Origin of the sequence: Mesorhizobium sp. M0991 (assembly GCF_040318915.1) — a bacterium.
In the GTDB taxonomy this organism is placed as follows: Bacteria; Pseudomonadota; Alphaproteobacteria; order Rhizobiales; family Rhizobiaceae; genus Mesorhizobium.
Window position 1 is genome coordinate 334,717 of the sequence record NZ_JAMYNE010000001.1, and the last position, 17,696, is coordinate 352,412.

Genomic DNA, 17,696 nt, shown 5'->3' on the forward strand with positions numbered 1-17,696 from the left:
GTTCCACACTTTTCCTGGAATTGCTCTAACCGCGGCGGCAATTGAAGGTTCCGTGGCTTCGGATTTCGTTACCGCTACAGGTCAAGGGCGAAGATCACAGCCGCGCCTTGGTGGTGCGCGGCGTTGCCAGGAGCAGGCTTGTTTCACTGCCGGTAATTCCGGGGATCAGGCGGATACGTCTCAGCACCGCGTCGAACTCGCTCAGGGTCTGCGTTCCGAGTTCTATCACCAGATCCCAGCGGCCATTGGTGGTGTGGATCGTCGAGACCTCGGAGAAGCCGCCCAGCGCCCGGATGACGCGATCAGCGGCGTGGCCTTCGATCTCGATCATCATGATGCCACGCACGCGCTGATCGACCGCGTCGGCGCGCAGAATGACGGTGTAGCCGACGATGACGCCGTCCCTTTCAAGTCGCTCGATCCGGGACCTTACCGTTGCCCGAGAGACACCCAGGCTGATGGCAAGATCGGAAATGCTGCGCCGGGCGTCGTGCCGCAAAGAGGTGATGATCTGCTCATCGAGCTGGTCCATGATTGCTCACAACGGACGTAGATGATGCCACTATGGTAAGGCACTTCGACAAATTTGCCAATTTGACATGTTCATTCTGCCAGCGATGCCGGCTTCAATAGGGGCATCGTAATTGGTGGGGCATGAGCATGCATTGCACGATCGTAGGAGCACCGATCCAGGCGGGTTCGGGCCGCATGGGTTGCGAGATGGGGCCCAGCGCGCTGCGCACGGCCGGCCTGGCCGGCGCATTGACCGAACTCGGCCATACACTGACCGACCTCGGAACGATTATCCCTGCCGACATGTGCCCTGTCGTACACGGCAACGCGGCGGTGAAGGCGCTGCCGGAAATTGCCGCCTGGACGGCGGCGATCAGCGAAACGGCCTATGCGGCAAGCGCCGATGCGATGCCGATCTTTCTCGGCGGCGACCACAGCATTTCGGCCGGCACGCTCGCTGGCATTGCCCGCCGGGCGGCGAATGCCGGTCGGCCGCTCTTCGTGCTGTGGCTCGACGCGCACCCCGATTTTCACACGCTCGACACGACGACCAGCGGCAATTTGCATGGTGTGCCGCTGGCCTATGCCAGCGGGCAGCCCGGCTTCGAGGGCTATTTCCCCCGCCTTGCAGCGCAGGTGGATCCGGCTCGCATATGCGCGCTGGGGATCCGCAGCGTGGACCTGGCGGAACGGGAAGCGTTGCGCAGAGCCGGCGTCACGGTCCATGACATGCGTTCGATCGACGAGCACGGCATCGCGCAACTGCTTCGCGCGTTTCTCGAACGGGTGAGCGCCGCCAACGGCATGCTGCACGTCAGCCTCGACGTCGATTTTCTCGACCCGTCGATCGCCCCGGCGGTCGGCACCACCGTTCCCGGCGGCGCCACCTTCCGCGAGGCGCATCTGGCGATGGAAATGCTGCATGACAGCGGCCTCGTCACCAGTCTCGACCTGGTCGAGCTCAACCCTTTTCTCGACGAACGCGGCCGCACTGCCACGCTTTTGGTCGACCTGACCGCAAGCCTGATGGGCCGGCGGATCATGGATCGCCCGACGAGGGGGTTCTGAGCCATGACGGTGAATTTGAACATCGTCCCGTTCGTCAGCGTCGACCGCATGATGAAGCTGGTGCTTGCCATCGGCATCGAGCGCTTCCTGGTCGAGCTTGCTGCCTACATCGAAGAGGATTTCAGGCGCTGGGAGCTGTTCGACAAGACGCCGCGCGTCGCCTCGCACAGCGTTGACGGCGTCATCGAGCTGATGCCGACCAGCGACGGGCAGCTCTACGGCTTCAAATACGTCAACGGGCATCCGAAGAATACGCGTGACGGCCGCCAGACCGTGACCGCTTTCGGCGTGCTTGCCGATGTCGGCAACGGCTATCCGATGCTGCTTTCGGAAATGACCATCCTGACCGCGCTCAGAACCGCCGCAAGCTCGGCGGTCGCGGCGAAATACCTCGCTCCCGAGGCCGCCAGGTGCATGGCGATCATCGGCAATGGCGCGCAATCGGAATTCCAGGCGATTGCGTTCAAGGCGCTGCTTGGCGTCGACAGGCTGCGGCTCTACGATATCGACCCGGCGGCCTCGACGAAATGCATGAAGAACCTTGCCGGCATGGGTTTCGACATCAAGGTCTGCGCGTCGGCGCAGGAAGCCGTTGAAGGTGCAGAGATCATCACCACGGTTACCGCCGACAAGCGGTCGGCAACAATCCTGACCGACAACATGGTTGGATCCGGCGTGCACATCAACGCGGTGGGCGGCGACTGCCCGGGCAAGACCGAGCTGCATCGCGACATTCTGCTGCGCTCGGACATTTTCGTCGAATATCCGCCGCAAACGCGCGTCGAAGGCGAGAGCCAGCAGCTCGATGCGAATCACCCGATCACCGAATTGTGGCAAGTGATGACAGGAAAGGCAGCAGGCCGGACGGACGCAAGACAGATCACATTGTTTGACTCCGTCGGCTTTGCGATCGAGGATTTTTCCGCGTTGCGCTACGTCCGCGATCAGCTGCAGCGGACCGGCCTTTACGAGGAACTAGACCTTCTGGCCGATCCCGATGAGCCGCGCGACCTGTTTGGCATGCTGCTGCGCGCCGAAAAAGCGACCAGCCTGGCGGTTGCCGGCAGCTGAGCTGCGATCCCGTCGGTCAGTCCTTCTTTTCCTGATACAGGCGCTCGGTCGCACGCTCGCTTTCCCTGCGCTCCGCCGGGCCGCGACGGCGCTGCGTGAGCAGGGCGTAGGCGATCAGAATTGCCAGAAGCAGTGGACCGCCTGCAACAACGAGCAACCACAAACTATTCCCAGACATCGACCGTCTCCTTTCCCTCACAACCGGAAAGGACCCGAACCGTTCCTCCGTCTTGTCGGATGTCGCCCGCAGGACGTGGTGCGATTCAGGATTTTGTGCCTCGGGCAGGACGTTCCACGCCTTGTCTGCACTCAGGATGCGCTTATGTAACTCTTATCATTCGGTCACATGCACTCTCTGCGAAGTGAAGGGAACCACAAGGGCTTTCCAACATTTGGTTGTTCAAGAGACAAACGTGCAGCCACACCGGCTCCGGGGCTAGGAATACCATGCGTGAGAATCAATCCGACGTCTTCGATCTGTTTTCCGAGGTCTACAAGAATGCGGCGCAGGAGGAGATAAGCCTCCAGCAATATCTGCTTGCCTGCCGCGAGGACAAGTCGATGTACGCCTCGGCACCCGAACGGATGGTCGAGGCGATCGGTGAGCCGACCTTTGTCGATACCAGCAAGGACGAGCGGCTCGGCCGTATTTTTTCGAACCGGACGATCAAGATCTATCCAACCTTCGCCGACTTTTACGGCATGGAGGATACAATCGAGCGTATCGCCGGTTATTTCCGCTATGCCTCGCAAGGGCTTGAGGAACGCAAGCAGATCCTCTATCTCCTCGGCCCGGTCGGCGGCGGCAAATCCTCGCTTGCGGAGCAGCTGAAAAGGCTGATGGAGCAGCGTCCGATCTATACCCTGAAGGTCGGCGGCCAGGTCAGCCCGGTCTTCGAATCGCCGCTCGGGCTGTTCGATCCCGACCGCATGGGCGACCTTTTGGAGGACAAATACGGGATCGCCCGGCGGCGGCTGAACGGCCTGATCTCGCCCTGGGCGGCCAAGCGCCTCGACGAATTGTCCGGCGACATCTCCAAATTCAGCGTCGTCAAGCTGATGCCGTCCAGGCTGCGCCAGATCGGCATTGCCAAGACCGAGCCGGGCGACGAGAACAACCAGGACGTGTCGGCCCTGGTGGGCAAGGTCGATATCAGGCAGCTGGAAAACTTCAGCCAGTCCGATCCGGACGCCTACTCCTATAGCGGCGGGCTGAACCGGACCACGCAAGGACTGCTCGAATTCGTCGAGATGTTCAAGGCGCCGATCAAGGTGCTGCATCCGCTGCTGACCGCGACCCAGGAAGGCAGCTACAACGGCACCGAGAATTTCGGCGCTTTCCCCTATCAGGGCATCATCGTTGCCCATTCCAATGAATCGGAATGGCTGCAGTTCAAGAACAACAAGAACAACGAGGCGTTCCTCGACCGCATCCTGGTGGTCAAGGTGCCGTATTGCCTGCGCGTTACCGAAGAACGGCAGATCTACGAGAAGCTGTTGCGCGAAAGCGAACTGGCTAACAGTCCCTGCGCTCCGGAAGTGCTCGACATCCTCAGCCGGTTCACCGTCTCGACCCGCCTGGCCGAACACGACAATTCGCCGCTCTACACCAAGATGCGCGTCTATGACGGCGAGAACCTCAAGGAAACCGATCCCAAGGCGAAGTCGGTCCAGGAGTACCGAAACGCGGCCGGTGTCGATGAAGGCATGACCGGCGTCAGCACCCGCTTCGCCTTCAAGATCCTGTCGCAGACCTTCAACTACGACACCGAAGAGGTGGCCGCCGATCCGGTGCATCTGATGTACATCCTGGAAGAGGCGATCAAGCGCGAGCAGTTCCCGAAGGAAACAGAGGCGGACTATCTCGATTTCATAAAGTCGGAGCTGGCCACCCGTTATGCCGAGTTCATCGGCCACGAGATCCAGAAGGCCTATCTGGAATCCTACAGCGAATACGGCCAGAATCTGTTCGACCGCTATATCGCCTATGCCGATGCCTGGATCGAGGATCAGGACTACAAGGATACCGATACCGGCCAGATCCTCAATCGCGAGGTTTTGGACAACGAACTGTCGCAGGTCGAAAAGCCGGCCGGCATCGCCAATCCCAAGGACTTCCGTAACGAAGTGGTGAAGTTCACGCTGCGCGCGCGGGCCAGAAACCATGGCCGCAACCCGTCATGGACAAGCTACGAAAAGCTGCGCGAAGTCATCGAGAAGCGGATGTTCGGGCAGGTCGAGGATCTGCTGCCGGTGATCAGTTTCGGCTCCAAGCAGGACAGCGTGACGGAGAAGCGGCATACCGAATTCGTGCAGCGGATGATCCAGCGCGGTTACACCGAGCGCCAGGTCCGCCGGCTGGTGGACTGGTACATGCGGGTGAACAAGGCGGGTTGAAGCCAGCCGGGGTAACATATGCCGATCTTCATCGATCGCCGACTGAACCCGAAGGACAAAAGCCTCGGCAACCGGCAGCGTTTCCTGCGGCGGGCGCGCGAAGAGTTGAAGCGCACCATCCGCGATCAGATCCGCACCGGCAAGATCGCCGACGTGGATGCCGAGCATGCCGTTTCGATGCCGGCGCGAGGCACCGGCGAGCCGAGCTTCAACGATGCCAGGAACAGCGGCAGCCGCCGGCACGTCCTGCCCGGCAACAAGCATTTTGCTCCAGGCGACCGGCTGCCCAAGCCCGGCCAGGGCGGCGGCATGGGATCAGCCCCGGGGAGAACCGAATCGGAGGACGATTTCCGTTTCGTGCTGTCGCGCGAAGAGGTGCTCGACCTCTTTTTCGAAGACCTCGAACTGCCTGATATGGTCAAGCTCAACCTGAAGGAGATCCTCGCCTTCAAGCCGCGCCGGGCCGGCTTCGCCGCGACCGGCTCGCCGACCAACATCAATGTCGGGCGCACGATGCGCAACAGCCACGGCCGCCGCATAGCGCTCAGGCGCCCCAAGCAGGAGGAACTCGACGCGATCGCGCAGGAGATTGCGTCGCTGGAGGCGAAGCCGCAAAACGCCGAGATACGCCAGCGCATCGTGGCGCTTCAGGAAGAGTTCGATCGGCTGGAGCGCCGCCGCAAGCGGATCGCCTTTGTCGATCCGGTCGATATCCGCTTCAACCGCTTCGACGCGCAGCCGGTGCCGAATGCCAACGCGGTGATGTTCTGCCTCATGGACGTGTCCGGTTCGATGGGCGAACGCGAGAAGGATCTGGCCAAGCGCTTCTTCGTGCTGCTGCACCTGTTCCTGAAACGGCGCTACGACCGGACCGAGGTGGTCTTCATCCGCCACACGCACGAGGCGCAGGAGGTCGACGAGGAAACCTTCTTCTACAACACCCAGAGCGGCGGTACGGTGGTTTCCACGGCGCTCGAGGAGATGCACCGCATCGTCGAGCAACGCTATCCCAGCCGCGAATGGAACATCTATGTCGCCCAGGCCTCGGACGGCGACAATTTCGTCACCGATTCCGAGCGCTGCATCGCACTTCTCGATGAACAGATCATGCGGCTCTGCCAGTATTTCGCCTATGTCGAGATCCTCGACGAGCGCGAGAGCCATATCTTCGGCGCTACCGACAACGGCACGTCGCTATGGCGTGCCTACAGTGCGGTCAAGCTGAGATGGTCGAATTTCCAGATGAGCCGCATCGCCACCGCGGCCGACATCTACCCGGTTTTCCGCCAACTCTTCGCCAGACAGCCGGGTTATCAAAAGAGCGGTGAAAGAGGGGGCTGATGGAGAGCAGATCCGGGCTGCTGTTTTCCGGTTCCGACTGGGATTTCAGGACGCTGTCGCGCGCCTACAAGACCATCGAGGCGATCGCCACCGAAGAGCTCCACCTCGACATCTATCCGGTACAAATGGAGATCATCTCGTCCGAACAGATGCTCGACGCCTATTCCTCGGTCGGCATGCCGCTGATGTACCGGCACTGGTCGTTCGGCAAGCACTACCTCTACCAGGAATTGCTCTATCGCAAAGGCGGGCGAGGGCTCGCCTATGAACTCGTCATCAATTCGAATCCCTGCATCGTCTATCTGATGGAGGAAAACACCATGGCCCTGCAGGCCCTGGTGACGGCGCACGCGGCACTCGGCCACAACCATTTCTTCAAGAACAATTATCTGTTCCGGCAGTGGACGGACGCCGGCGCCATCCTCAGCTATCTGGACTTTGCCAAGGGCTACATTGCCCGCTGCGAGGAGCGGCATGGCGTCGATGCGGTGGAAGAGATCCTCGATGCCGCACATGCGCTGATGGAACAGGGCGTGTTCAGATATCACCGGCCGCCGAAGCTGTCGTCGGAAAAGCAGCGCGAGGGCCTTCGCGAGCGCCTGGAATACGAGGAGCGCTCCTACAATGATCTGTGGCGCACGCTGCCGCCGTCCAAGGACGGCACCAAGGTCCGCGAGACGGACACCGTGGCGGAGCGCAAGAAATCGCTCAAGCTGCCCGAGGAGAACCTGCTTTATTTCCTGGAGAAGAACAGCCTGATCCTGGAACCATGGCAGCGTGAGGTCGTCCGGATTGTCCGCGTCATCGCGCAGTATTTCTATCCCCAACGGCAAACGCAGGTGATGAACGAGGGCTGCGCCACCTTCGTGCATTACACGCTGATGAACCTTTTGTTCGATCGCGGCCTGATCGGCGAAGGTGCCATGCTGGAAATCCTGCGCAACCATTCGAACGTGATCTTCCAGCCAGGGTTCGACGATCCGCGCTTTTCCGGTATCAACCCTTACGCGCTGGGTCTCGACATGATGCAGGACATCCAGCGCATCTCGACCGCGCCGACGGCCGAGGACCGCGACTGGTTCCCCGATATCGCCGGCAATGGCGACTGGCGCCAGACCTTGCTGGACGCCTGGGCCAACCATCGCGACGAGTCCTTCATCCGCCAATATCTGAGCCCTACCCTGATACGGAAATGGCGGTTCTTTGTCCTTGCCGATGCCGCCAACGACCCCCATTACGAAGTCGCCTCGATACACAATGAGCGCGGCTACGAGAGCGTCCGCGCCGCACTCGCCCACAGCTACGACATCGGCGCCAGCCGGCCGGACATCCAGGTGGTGGACGTGGACCTGCTCGGCGACCGGCATCTGCGCCTGCAGCACAAGGTCAAGTACGGCATCGTGCTGGAAGGCGGCAGCCGCGACGCCACGCTGCGCCACATCCGCAAGCTCTGGGGCTACGAGGTCAGCATGGTCGCGGTCGACGCGCAGACCGGCGCCACGCTCCACGAACGGTCTACCAGCCAGATCGGGGAATGACCCGACCGGCTTGCCGGCGACGTCGGGTGTCATAGCCTTTACCGGATCACCAACGACCCTATCTACGCGCGCACCTTGGCATGATCGGGAGCAGGAACATGCGCGCATTGATGATCGCCACCCTTCTTCTGGTCGCCGTCTCGATGGCGCTCTCGCTCGCGCACGCACTGGAATTGCCCGGCAAGTTGCGTCTCAAGGAGGCCACCTACAGATCAGTGCAGGCGATCTACTATCCCGGCTTCACGATCGGCGGGTTCGCCGAGATCGGCGGCATCATTGCACTCGCCGTCCTGCTCTACCTGACGCCCTATCCAAGCGCCCGATTCTGGTGGACCTTGGCGGCGCTTGTCTTCTTGCTGGCGGAGCATGCGACCTATTGGTTGGTTACGCATCCCGTCAATAATTTCTGGGTGCAAGACACTGCCATGCCGAAATCAGCCGCGACGTTTTTTTCAATGTTCTCTCGAAAGCAGACCGGCGACTGGAGAGATTTGCGCAACGTCTGGGAGGCTTCGCATGTCGCCAGGGCAGGCCTCGCGATGCTGAGCCTAGTCTCAATTGCTGTCGCCGCGACATTTTTTGCCGAATAGCGCCGAGGAGATCAAGACGGCGTCCTCGTTCGCCAATTTGCGGCTACGAACGCTGCATCCGTCAGATCAGAGAACGGACCCGGCGCCGTATTGTCTTAACGTCAAGCGATCCGGCCGTTCAGCGGTCGGCGCGATGCTTGTTGTGGGCGCTTTCCTGGTGCTCGCCGCGGATGATGTTGCGATCGTCGGGATCGGCAATATCCTTCGGGTCCGATCTGAGCTCGGCACCGCGCCGGAACGCCTCGCGCTCTTGCCTGGTCTTTTTCAAATCCGCTTCGGCGTCGAAATCCTTGCCGGCGTTTTTCGTGTTCTCGCGCTCTTCGATGATGCGCAACTGCTGCTCATGAGTCTTTCTTCCGGCCATCGGCGACCTCCTTCTTTCTATTTTCCGCTTCCCAAGCTGCTAAAGCCCGAAAGGATAGGTCTCGGGAAGGCCTGTCCCCGCATGTTCCGGCCCAAGCGGCGTCACGGCACTGGTTTCATCGAACCAGACGAAAGCATCGAACTGGCGGGCGAGCGAGGCATCCGCATAGTGGCTGTGCAACTCGGTCTCGGGCCGGTAGATGACGCCGATAAAGCGCTCCAGCCGGCGCTCGAGAAGCCGTTGGCGCAGCGTGTCGTCGCGCTCGAAATCGAGAAGGAAAGGCGAGACGCCGCTGTCGTGGCAAAGCCGCTCATAGCTGTCGTTGTGGGAAGGCCGCACCAGTTTCACTTCCATGTCGCCGTCCCAGTCGGTCGCCGCGGCCACCGTCCCGGAATGCGTACTGAGCCCAATCAAGCCAACCTCGTCGCCAAGACGCTGGCGGCAGAGCTGGCCGATGTTCACTTCGTCCCTGACGATCCCCATCTCGGTGTAGCGAGCATCGCCGATATGGGAATTATGTGCCCACACCACCGCCTTGGCATTCGGGCCGCGGGCCTGCAGCAGGTGCTCCAGCGTTTCGAACATGTGGGTGTCGCGCAGGTTCCAGGATTGCGCGCCGCCATAATACATGGTGCGGTAATAGCGCTCGGCGGCGGCGACTAGGCGGGCGTTCTGGGTGGCGTCGAGGAAATCGATACCGTCCTGCTGCGCATAGTCGAGCTCCCTGGAAAGCAGTTCCCGGCATTGCTCGAGCACGGCCTTCTCGCATTTCTGGTAACCGGAGGTGAGTGCGACACGGCCATAAGTGGCCGGGTCGTTCTGCCACGGCGTCAGGCAGCCATAGCGTTCGCGCGCGATCCTCGCCGCCTGCGGATCGACCCGGTCGAGATATTGCAGGACCGCCGCAATCGATCCGCCCATATTGTAGATGTCGAGGCCATAGAATCCGGCCCGCCGGGAGGATATGCTGATCCGCTCATTACGCACTCGCATCCAGTCGACGAACGCCGCGACGTCGGTGTTGCGCCACATCCAGGTGGGAAAGCGCTGGAACGGCGGCGCCGCGCCCGGCCGCGGCGGCCGATGGCGGACGTAGCGGTCGATCGCCGCGGCATCGGGCCAGTCGGCCTCCACCGCGACGATGGTGAAGCCATGCTTCTCGATCAGCCTGCGAGTGATCGCGGCGCGCGCACGGTAGAACTCCGACGTACCGTGACTGGCTTCGCCGAGCAAGACGACGCGGCGGTCGGCAAACCGGTCGAACAGCGCACCGAAGGCCGGATCGTCGAAATCCGGAAGCGGTTCGGCTGCGGCCGCTATCATCTGCGGCAGGCTGCTCCTGCGCTGATGCCGGTGCGGAAGATCGGCCGCTATTTGGCTGTCGCTGCCTGGCTCGCCCCAGCCTTGCTCGCCGATCAGCGGAACAAACCGCACGCCGCCGAAATCCTCCTCGGTGTAAGTTGCTGCGCCGGTCCGGGTGACCTTGAGCAGCCGCTGCGCGTCGAATTCGTCGCCGACCGGGATGATAAGCCGGCCGGCGACGTCGAGCTGTTCTTGCAGAGCGAGCGGTGCGCCGGGTCCAGCGGCGGCAACCAGGATCGCATCGAAGGGCGCCGCTTCGGGCCAGCCCTTGGTGCCGTCGCCAGTGCGGACTTCGATATTGTCGTAGCCAAGCTTTTTGAACCGTTGCCTTGCCGTTTCAGCCAACGCGGCGTGGCGCTCGATCGTGTAGACGCGTTCGACGATGCGGCTCATTACGGCAGCCGCATAGCCGGAGCCGGTGCCGACCTCGAGAACATGGTCACCAGCTCCGATCTCCGCCATTTCGATCATGAACGCAACGATAAAGGGCTGCGATATCGTCTGACCTTCGGCGATCGGCAGCGGCCCATCCTCATAAGCGAACTCTTCGAAGCCCGGATCGACGAAAGCCTCGCGCGGAACCTCCCGCATCGCCTGCAGGACATTGCGGTCGCGAATGCCACGGCGGCTTAGGTGGACGTCCACCATACGATCACGGGCATCGGAGAGATCGAGCATTTTTTGCTCCTTTTGCAGACCCCTCCGCCCCAATGAGCCAAGCGTCCTCAAGGGCAACTAGGTTCATGTCCCGTACGTCCCTGGAATTGCGGTCCCGTGAATTCCTGGATTACGCACGTCTCTCTAACCGTTGGCGAGCCTCGAGGTTCCCAAGTGACCGATCGGCTTTTGCTGGCGAGGGGCAGCGCCCGCCCAAACTTATTTCGAGGCAAATCCTTTCTCCGAGGCGACGCCACTCCAGATACCGACGGACGAGGGTATTCCGGAGGCATTTCCATGAACGACGAGGCCCGCACCACTGCGCAGACAACCGGCCTTGACCAGATCGATCTGATGGACCGCTACTGGCGCGCCGCGAACTACATCTCGGTTGGCCAGATCTATCTGCTCGACAATCCGCTCTTGCGCGAGCCTTTGCGGCCCGAGCACATCAAGCCGCGGCTGCTCGGCCATTGGGGCACGACGCCCGGCCTCAATTTCATCTATGTGCATCTGAACCGGATCATCCGTGAACGTGGTCTCGATGTTCTGTTCATCTGCGGGCCGGGTCACGGCGGCCCGGCAATGGTCGCGAACACCTGGCTCGAGGGCACCTACAGCGAGATCTATCCCGAGGTCGGCGGGGACGAAGACGGCCTGCGAAAGCTGTTCCGGCAGTTCTCGTTTCCCGGCGGAGTGCCGAGCCACGCGGCTCCGGAGACGCCCGGCTCGATCCACGAAGGCGGAGAACTCGGCTATGCGCTGGTTCATGCCTTCGGCGCCGCCTTCGACAATCCGAACCTTGTCGTTGCCTGCGTCGTCGGCGACGGTGAAGCCGAGACCGGCCCGCTCGCCGCGGCCTGGCATTCCAACAAGTTCCTGAACCCGGCATCCGACGGTGCCGTCCTGCCGATCCTGCATCTCAATGGCTACAAGATCGCCAGCCCGACGATCCTCGGCCGCATGGAAGACGAGGCGTTGCGCAGCCTGTTCCTCGGCTATGGCTACGAGACCTTCTTCGTGGAAGGTCATGAGCCTGCCGCGATGCATCGGGAGATGGCCCGCACGCTCGATACCGTGCTCGACCGGATCCACTCCATCCAGGAGCCTGCACGAGCCGCGGGCTGGATGGGAGAGCGGCCGCTGTGGCCGATGATCGTGCTGCGCAGCCCAAAGGGTTGGACCGGGCCGAAAGAGGTCGACGGCAAGAAGGTCGAGGATTTCTGGCGCTCGCACCAGGTCCCGGTGTCGAACGCACGCGGCGACGCGGCGCACCGCCAGATCCTCGAAGACTGGATGCGCAGCTACGAACCGAAGACGCTGTTCGACGAAGGCGGGCATCTCCTGGCGGAACTCGCGGCGCTGGCGCCTACGGGGTCAAGACGCATGGGCGCAATCCCCTACGCCAATGGTGGCCTGCTGAAACAAGACCTTGTGCTTCCCGACTGGAAAGGCCTCGCGCTCGACGTACTGCGTCCGGGCGGTACTGTTGGGGAGGCGACGCGGACCGTCGGAAGCTATCTTCGCGATGTGATCCGCTTGAACGCCGATGCCAGGAATTTTCGGCTGATGGGACCGGACGAGACATCCTCCAACCGCCTCGACGACGTGTTCGAGGTTACGGACCGCGTCTGGATGGAGCGGATCGAGCCTTACGACGTCCATCTTTCCCGCGACGGCCGCGTCATGGAGGTGCTCAGCGAGCACCTTTGCCAAGGCTGGCTGGAGGGCTATCTGCTGACCGGCCGCCACGGCCTGTTCTCGTGCTACGAGGCGTTCATCCACATTGTCGATTCCATGGTCAACCAGCACGCCAAATGGCTGAAGACCTCCGGCGAACTTGCCTGGCGCAAGCCGATCGCCTCGCTCAACTACCTGCTGACCTCGCATGTCTGGCGGCAGGATCACAACGGCTTCAGCCATCAGGACCCGGGATTTGCCGATTTCGTCGCCAACAAGAAGGCCGACACGGTCAGGCTCTATTTCCCGCCGGATGCCAACACGCTGCTGTGGATCACCGACCATTGCCTGAAAACCTACAACCGCATCAACGTCATCGTCGCCGGCAAGCAGCCGGCGCCGCAATGGCTGTCCGCCGAAGACGCGGAAGCGCACTGCAAGGCCGGTGCGGGCATCTGGGAATGGGCCGGGACGGTTGCCAAGGGCGAAGATCCGGATGTGGTCCTGGCCAGCGCCGGCGACGTGCCGACACTGGAGACGCTTGCCGCAGCCGACATCCTGCGCTCAGGCATTCCGGACCTGAAGATCCGCGTCGTCAATGTCGTCGACCTGATGATTTTGCAGTCGAATTCCGAGCATCCGCATGGCTTTGCCGATGACAGATTCGACGCCCTGTTCACCAAGGCCAAGCCGGTTATCTTCGCTTATCACGGCTACCCCTATCTCATTCACCGTCTGACCTACCGGCGCGCCAACCACGACAACATGCATGTGCATGGCTTTCGCGAGGAAGGCACGACGACGACGCCGTTCGATATGGTCGTGCTCAACCAGCTCGACCGCTATCATCTGGCGCTCGCCGCGATCGCGCGCGTGCCGGGGCTGGCCGAGCGGGCGAAGGAGCTTGCCGCGGCGCTGCATGGGAAATTGGCTGAGCACAAGGCCTATGTCCGCGAACATGGCGAGGACATGCCCGAGATCCAGAAATGGTCCTGGCCACAGGACAGCGCGACGAAGGCCGGCGATTGATGCGACGATCGATCCTTGCGTTGAATGCCGGCTCGTCGAGCATCAAGTTCAGACTTTACGACCTTGCAGCATCCGCCGAGCTGGATCTTGCCTCGCGCGGTTCGCTGGATCTGGGCGACGCGCCAAGGCTGACCGCGAAAGCCGCCGATGGGGCGGTGCAGTGCGATCGGCCACTTGCCGCAGACGCATCACGCGACATGGGCATCGGCCAGATGCTGCAATGGATCGAGAACGAACTTGGCGGAAGGAAACTGATCGCCGCCGGCCATCGCATCGTCCATGGCGGACGCGAGTTCGTCGAACCTGTCCGCCTGATGCCGACAGTTATCGAGGCTCTCGACAGGCTGACCCCGCTTGCGCCACTGCACCAGCCGCGCAGTCTCGCACCAATCCGGGCGCTTGCTGCGCTGCGGCCGGACCTGCCGCAGGTCGGATGTTTCGACACGGCCTTCCATCGGACCATCGAGCCTCTGGTCAGCCGTTTCGCACTGCCGCGCCGCTATGAGGCAGACGGCATCCACCGCTACGGCTTTCACGGGCTTTCCTACGAATATGTCGCCGGCCGGCTCAAGCAGATATCGCCCGATCTGGCGGCGAAAAGAACCATCGTCGCCCATCTCGGCAACGGGGCGAGCTTGTGCGCCATGCGCTACGGGCGAAGCGTCGATACTACTATGGGCTTTTCGGCGCTTGACGGCCTGGTCATGGGCACACGCTGCGGCGCCATCGATCCGGGCGTGCTTTTGTACCTGTTGTTGGAAAGAGGCGTTTCGGGAGAGGCGCTGCAAGACATGCTCTACGAGGAATCCGGCCTGCTCGGCGTGTCCGGCATTTCCGGCGACATGCGCACGCTGGAGGCCAGCGACGACCGCCGGGCTCGCGAAGCGGTGGAGCTTTTCGCCTTCCGCGCCGCCCGGGAGGTTGCCGCCCTCGCCAACACGCTGGGCGGGCTGGAATGCCTGGTGTTCACCGGCGGCATCGGCGAGCACTCTGCCCCGGCCCGCAAAGCGATTTGCGGGAGGCTTGGCTGGCTCGGCGTGGCGATCGACGAGGCCGCCAACAGCTCCCATGCCGCGCTCATCAGCCAGGCAGACAGCAAGGTCGAAGTCCGCGTCGTGGCGACCGACGAAGAAGGTGTCATCGCCCGCCACACCCGCAAGGTGATGGAGGAGCCCGGCTGATGCGGATGGCCTTGAGTGGCGGCGCCTACGACCGCACTGGTCGAGCGGCTACGCCGCTAGCGCGGCCGATCTGTTGAACACAATGGTCACCCGCGTTCCTTTGCCAGGGGTCGAATCCACCTCGAACCGGGCATTGGCATTTTCGGTCAGCGATTGCGCGATCAACGCTCCGAGCTTGCCGGGTTTCGGCCAGGTCTCGCCTTCGGGCAGCCCGATGCCGTCATCGGCGACTACGATGCGAAAACCGTCGCCATCGACGACGCTGCGCAGCGTGATCGTCCCGCCTTCGCGGCCCAAAAGGCGTGCTTCAGCGCGTTCGTCAAAAGCTCATTGAGGTCACTCGCCAACTGCGAAGTCCCGGCGCGGCCACGCATGGCGGAGAGCCGAGATGATGGTTGGGAAGCGCCTGAAGGCTCAGCTCGAATGGCTCTGCTCGACCAGATGGAATTTATACCGGTCGCGAATATGCGCGTTGAAGAACCGGCCCTTTGACGAGGCTTTGCGGAATGCCGCGTGCACCCGCGGCGGCACGTCCTCGTAATCATAGCGGTTTCCGCTCGGGACGAACCATACGGAGAGTACCCTCGTCGCCGGCTGGTAGTCGATGTTTCTGATCGCAGTTGAAGGCATCCTCGACAGGTCCAATGCTCGGCAGTGCTCCATTCCATGCCGTCGTGTGAATAACCCTGCACGGAGAGCGAGGTTCCTTGCTGCCGAGGCAGCCTTGCCGCTACGGGCCGGCTTCACCAAATACGGTTGATGCCGTCGCTCAAGACATCGGCTGCAGCCCGCCAGGGCGATCTCTTTGCCGCCATCGACGACCTGCCGGAAGGATTTCACTACCGGCCCGAACTGATCACGCCGGACGAAGAAGCAACGTTGGCGAGCCAGCTCGCAACCCTGCCATTTCAGGCCTTCGACTTTCACGGCCATCTGGCAAACCGTCGGGTGGTCGGCTTCGGGCTGCGTTACGACTACGACCGGCTCGAAGTCGTCGAGGCACCGCCGATACCCGGCTTTCTGCTGCCGCTCAGGGAAAAGGTTGTAGCCTTTGCCCGCCTGCCGGCCGAAACCTTCGTGCAGGTGCTGATCAACGAGTACCGGCCGGGCGCCGGTATCGGCTGGCACCGCGACAAGCCTCATTTCGAGGCGGTCGCCGGCGTTTCGCTGCTAGCCGCCTGCAGCTTTCGCCTGCGCCGGAAAAATGGCACGCGATGGGATCGCAAGACCGTCACCGTCGAGCCAAGATCGGCCTATCTGATGACGGGTGCTGCGCGCAACGAATGGGAGCACAGCATTCCACCGGTTGCCGAGCGCCGCTATTCGATCACGTTGCGCACGCTGCGACCGCAACGCGCTTAAAGCAGGGCGGTGAGGAAGCCCAAGCGATGCCCTAAGGACCAGGCTGAAACAAGTTCATCCGTCGCCATGCCGACCGGCAAAGTCCGCCAACATGGCGCGCTGGCCTTTCAGGATCTTGAGGTTGGCTTCAGGCAGGGAGAACCAGCCCGCTCTGTCGACTTCGGCAAATTCCTTCATCGAGCCGGACCTTGGCGGCCATTCCATGACGAAGGTGTTGCTGCTGATGGCGTCGCTGTCGAAATCCGCCTCGACGCACCATGCGATGACGAGCTTGCCGCCCGGCTGCCGGTAGCTGCCAAGGTGTTCGAAAACTCCATCGATGGCGATGCCGAGTTCCTCTTCTGCCTCGCGTTTGGCCGCCGCCAGCTCGTCCTCGTTCTCGTCGACCAAGCCCTTCGGGATCGACCATGCGCCGTCGTCCTTCTTCGCCCAGAATGGGCCGCCCGGATGCACCAGCAACACCTGAAGTGAACCTCTGCTTTGGCGATAAATGAGCAACCCTGCGCTGCGTTTGGCCATTCCGCTATTCCCCTGACGAAAATGAAACGAACGTTCTCGTCCGGGCCGGCGTATGGAGCAGCCTGCCACGGCGGAACGATTTCCGCTCGCAGCCGTTCCGTCCGTTCGGCAAATGAGTGATTGACATGGCGACGCCGCGAGCTGCCTGGAAGGGCTTTATGAAAGTCGGATCGGTTTCCTGTGGCGTCAAGATCATCGGCGCCGTCAGCGAGGCCGAGAAAGTACATTTCAGGATCCTGAACCGCAAAGACGGTCTCCCGGTCAAGAGCGCCTATATAGACGAGGAGACCGGCGACACGGTCGAGGCGGCCGAGCAGGTAAAGGGCTACGAGGTCGAAAAGGGCGAGTTCATCCGCATTGAGCCGGACGAAATCAAGAAACTGAAGATGGTATCGCAGCATACGCTCGAGATCGGCGAGTTCGTGCCCGCCGCCGAAATCGACGCACGCTACCTCGAAAAGCCCTATTATCTGGTCCCGGCCGATGCGCCCTCCACGGAGGCGTTCGCGGTGATCCGGGACGCCATGGCCAGGAAGAAAGTGGCAGCTCGCTCCTGCGTCGTGCTGTACCAGCGTGGCCGAGAGGTGCTGATCCAGCCGCTGGGCAAGGGCATGGTGATGACTGAATTACGCAACCACAATGAAGTGGTCGCGGCGGACGCGGTGTTCGAAGGGCTGAAGGCTCGCAAGGTCGATCCCGAGATGCTGGAAATCGCGCAATTGCTAGTCGACAAGAAGCCGGCCAAATTCGACCCGTCGAAGTTCGAAGACACTTATGAACAGGCGCTGGTTGCGATGATCGAAGCCAAGCGCAAGGGCAAGAAACCGCCCAAGCCGGCACCCGAGCCGAGGACGAACGTCGTCAACCTCGCCGATGTTCTGCGCAAAAGCCTGGCGCAGGAAGGCGGCAAGGCTCCCAGCAAGAATCCGAGAACGGCCCCGAAACGCAAATCGGCCTGAATGTCCGAAAGTGGATCGAACGGAACCGAAAACGCTCGCGCGCATTTAGATGACGAAGCAATCCG

At 62.0% G+C, this 17,696-nt stretch carries 16 protein-coding genes and 1 pseudogene; 10 read left to right on the plus strand and 7 right to left on the minus strand.

From position 1 onward, the window contains the following. Positions 1–94 precede the first annotated feature (94 nt). Positions 95–532: an Lrp/AsnC family transcriptional regulator gene (locus tag NKH70_RS01670; protein ID WP_292655471.1), complete on the minus strand. Its 438-nt coding sequence runs from the start codon at positions 530–532 to the stop codon at positions 95–97. A 128-nt stretch (positions 533–660) separates the two neighbouring features. Between NKH70_RS01670 and rocF the strand changes: the two genes are divergently transcribed. Together rocF and ocd are read left to right on the plus strand one after the other, a co-directional pair. After that, positions 661–1,581: an arginase gene (gene rocF / locus NKH70_RS01675; RefSeq protein WP_352912006.1), complete on the plus strand. Its 921-nt coding sequence runs from the start codon at positions 661–663 to the stop codon at positions 1,579–1,581. Positions 1,582–1,584: 3 nt separating this feature from the next. Continuing rightward, complete coding sequence (gene ocd, locus NKH70_RS01680) at positions 1,585–2,652, plus strand: ornithine cyclodeaminase (RefSeq protein WP_352912009.1); 1,068 nt, start codon at positions 1,585–1,587, stop codon at positions 2,650–2,652. Positions 2,653–2,668: 16 nt separating this feature from the next. On the opposite strand, the gene NKH70_RS01685 is transcribed toward ocd, so the two are convergent. Further along, a complete protein-coding gene (locus NKH70_RS01685; protein WP_292655465.1) occupies positions 2,669–2,830 on the minus strand; it encodes a hypothetical protein in 162 nt (53 codons plus the stop codon). 269 nt (positions 2,831–3,099) lie between these two features. On the opposite strand from NKH70_RS01685, the gene NKH70_RS01690 reads away from it, so the two are divergent. The 4 genes from NKH70_RS01690 to NKH70_RS01705 all read left to right on the plus strand — a co-directional run bounded on the left by NKH70_RS01690 (position 3,100) and on the right by NKH70_RS01705 (position 8,518). After that, on the plus strand, positions 3,100–5,049 hold the full coding sequence (locus NKH70_RS01690) for a PrkA family serine protein kinase (RefSeq protein WP_352449545.1): 1,950 nt from the start codon (positions 3,100–3,102) through the stop codon (positions 5,047–5,049). Between the two features lie 18 nt (positions 5,050–5,067). After that, positions 5,068–6,390: a YeaH/YhbH family protein gene (locus NKH70_RS01695; RefSeq protein WP_352912013.1), complete on the plus strand. Its 1,323-nt coding sequence runs from the start codon at positions 5,068–5,070 to the stop codon at positions 6,388–6,390. Then, positions 6,390–7,928 (plus strand): SpoVR family protein, encoded by a 1,539-nt coding sequence (locus tag NKH70_RS01700; protein WP_352977130.1) that lies wholly within the window; start codon positions 6,390–6,392, stop codon positions 7,926–7,928. Before NKH70_RS01695 ends, NKH70_RS01700 begins: the two co-directional genes overlap by 1 nt. A 98-nt stretch (positions 7,929–8,026) precedes the next feature. Further along, complete coding sequence (locus NKH70_RS01705; RefSeq protein ID WP_352716251.1) at positions 8,027–8,518, plus strand: DUF1772 domain-containing protein; 492 nt, start codon at positions 8,027–8,029, stop codon at positions 8,516–8,518. Positions 8,519–8,636: 118 nt separating this feature from the next. Here NKH70_RS01705 and NKH70_RS01710 read toward each other — a convergent pair whose 3' ends face one another. Together NKH70_RS01710 and NKH70_RS01715 are read right to left on the minus strand one after the other, a co-directional pair. Next, positions 8,637–8,882 (minus strand): hypothetical protein, encoded by a 246-nt coding sequence (locus NKH70_RS01710; RefSeq protein ID WP_352716249.1) that lies wholly within the window; start codon positions 8,880–8,882, stop codon positions 8,637–8,639. 39 nt (positions 8,883–8,921) lie between these two features. Further along, a complete protein-coding gene (locus tag NKH70_RS01715; protein ID WP_352716247.1) occupies positions 8,922–10,922 on the minus strand; it encodes a protein-L-isoaspartate(D-aspartate) O-methyltransferase in 2,001 nt (666 codons plus the stop codon). Between the two features lie 276 nt (positions 10,923–11,198). Here NKH70_RS01715 and NKH70_RS01720 point away from each other — a divergent pair, with 276 nt between their 5' ends. Both NKH70_RS01720 and NKH70_RS01725 read left to right on the plus strand, forming a co-directional pair. Next, positions 11,199–13,610, plus strand: a complete 2,412-nt coding sequence (locus tag NKH70_RS01720) for a phosphoketolase family protein (protein WP_352912020.1) — start codon at positions 11,199–11,201, stop codon at positions 13,608–13,610. Continuing rightward, positions 13,610–14,791, plus strand: a complete 1,182-nt coding sequence (locus NKH70_RS01725; protein WP_352977131.1) for an acetate/propionate family kinase — start codon at positions 13,610–13,612, stop codon at positions 14,789–14,791. The genes NKH70_RS01720 and NKH70_RS01725 overlap by 1 nt, the downstream gene beginning before the upstream one ends. 48 nt (positions 14,792–14,839) lie before the next feature. Here the strand turns inward: NKH70_RS01725 and NKH70_RS01730 are convergent. Both NKH70_RS01730 and NKH70_RS01735 read right to left on the minus strand, forming a co-directional pair. After that, positions 14,840–15,126, minus strand: a pseudogene (locus tag NKH70_RS01730) (ATP-binding protein); the annotation flags it as partial. 79 nt (positions 15,127–15,205) lie between these two features. Further along, a complete protein-coding gene (locus NKH70_RS01735; protein WP_352912024.1) occupies positions 15,206–15,421 on the minus strand; it encodes a KTSC domain-containing protein in 216 nt (71 codons plus the stop codon). 129 nt (positions 15,422–15,550) lie between these two features. On the opposite strand from NKH70_RS01735, the gene NKH70_RS01740 reads away from it, so the two are divergent. After that, a complete protein-coding gene (locus NKH70_RS01740; RefSeq protein ID WP_352912027.1) occupies positions 15,551–16,153 on the plus strand; it encodes an alpha-ketoglutarate-dependent dioxygenase AlkB in 603 nt (200 codons plus the stop codon). A gap of 54 nt (positions 16,154–16,207) precedes the next feature. Here NKH70_RS01740 and NKH70_RS01745 read toward each other — a convergent pair whose 3' ends face one another. After that, on the minus strand, positions 16,208–16,672 hold the full coding sequence (locus tag NKH70_RS01745; protein WP_352912030.1) for an NUDIX hydrolase: 465 nt from the start codon (positions 16,670–16,672) through the stop codon (positions 16,208–16,210). A gap of 125 nt (positions 16,673–16,797) precedes the next feature. Here NKH70_RS01745 and ku point away from each other — a divergent pair, with 125 nt between their 5' ends. Next, positions 16,798–17,631, plus strand: a complete 834-nt coding sequence (gene ku / locus NKH70_RS01750) for a non-homologous end joining protein Ku (protein ID WP_352912033.1) — start codon at positions 16,798–16,800, stop codon at positions 17,629–17,631. Positions 17,632–17,696 lie beyond the last annotated feature (65 nt).

Coding starts and splice junctions, on each gene's coding strand:
- NKH70_RS01710 (WP_352716249.1), bottom strand. CDS start 8,882: ATGGCCGGAAGAAAGACTCATGAGCAGCAGTTGCGCATCATCGAAGAG.
- NKH70_RS01690 (WP_352449545.1), top strand. CDS start 3,100: ATGCGTGAGAATCAATCCGACGTCTTCGATCTGTTTTCCGAGGTCTAC.
- rocF (WP_352912006.1), top strand. CDS start 661: ATGCATTGCACGATCGTAGGAGCACCGATCCAGGCGGGTTCGGGCCGC.
- NKH70_RS01695 (WP_352912013.1), top strand. CDS start 5,068: ATGCCGATCTTCATCGATCGCCGACTGAACCCGAAGGACAAAAGCCTC.
- NKH70_RS01700 (WP_352977130.1), top strand. CDS start 6,390: ATGGAGAGCAGATCCGGGCTGCTGTTTTCCGGTTCCGACTGGGATTTC.
- NKH70_RS01685 (WP_292655465.1), bottom strand. CDS start 2,830: ATGTCTGGGAATAGTTTGTGGTTGCTCGTTGTTGCAGGCGGTCCACTG.
- NKH70_RS01745 (WP_352912030.1), bottom strand. CDS start 16,672: ATGGCCAAACGCAGCGCAGGGTTGCTCATTTATCGCCAAAGCAGAGGT.
- ocd (WP_352912009.1), top strand. CDS start 1,585: ATGACGGTGAATTTGAACATCGTCCCGTTCGTCAGCGTCGACCGCATG.
- NKH70_RS01705 (WP_352716251.1), top strand. CDS start 8,027: ATGCGCGCATTGATGATCGCCACCCTTCTTCTGGTCGCCGTCTCGATG.
- NKH70_RS01725 (WP_352977131.1), top strand. CDS start 13,610: ATGCGACGATCGATCCTTGCGTTGAATGCCGGCTCGTCGAGCATCAAG.
- ku (WP_352912033.1), top strand. CDS start 16,798: ATGGCGACGCCGCGAGCTGCCTGGAAGGGCTTTATGAAAGTCGGATCG.
- NKH70_RS01720 (WP_352912020.1), top strand. CDS start 11,199: ATGAACGACGAGGCCCGCACCACTGCGCAGACAACCGGCCTTGACCAG.
- NKH70_RS01670 (WP_292655471.1), bottom strand. CDS start 532: ATGGACCAGCTCGATGAGCAGATCATCACCTCTTTGCGGCACGACGCC.
- NKH70_RS01715 (WP_352716247.1), bottom strand. CDS start 10,922: ATGCTCGATCTCTCCGATGCCCGTGATCGTATGGTGGACGTCCACCTA.
- NKH70_RS01735 (WP_352912024.1), bottom strand. CDS start 15,421: ATGCCTTCAACTGCGATCAGAAACATCGACTACCAGCCGGCGACGAGG.
- NKH70_RS01740 (WP_352912027.1), top strand. CDS start 15,551: ATGCCGTCGCTCAAGACATCGGCTGCAGCCCGCCAGGGCGATCTCTTT.